1 protein-coding gene is annotated in these 216 nt (G+C 59.3%); it reads left to right on the forward strand.

Annotation, left to right across the window (positions count from 1 at the left end):
- On the forward strand, positions 1–216 hold a 216-nt coding region (locus KNO76_RS13950), incomplete at both ends, for a transposase (protein ID WP_214885998.1).

Below are 216 nucleotides of genomic sequence, written 5' to 3' on the forward strand. Positions count from 1 at the left end.
CGTCAGACCGTGAAGGAGGTTCAGACGAACCTCGCCTATCGTTGGTTCCTCGGTCTCGGCATCGACGAGAAGGTGCCCGACCATTCGACGATCAGCCAGGCCTATCGGCGTCGTTTTCATGACAACGACGTGTTCCAGAAAATCTTCGAGGACATCGTGCGGCAGGCTGAGGCGCACGGCTTCATCTCCGGTCGGATCCTGGTCACGGACTCGACG

It is taken from the genome of Exiguobacterium sp. s101, from assembly GCF_018617835.1.
GTDB classification, from domain to species: Bacteria; Bacillota; Bacilli; order Exiguobacteriales; family Exiguobacteriaceae; genus Exiguobacterium; species Exiguobacterium marinum.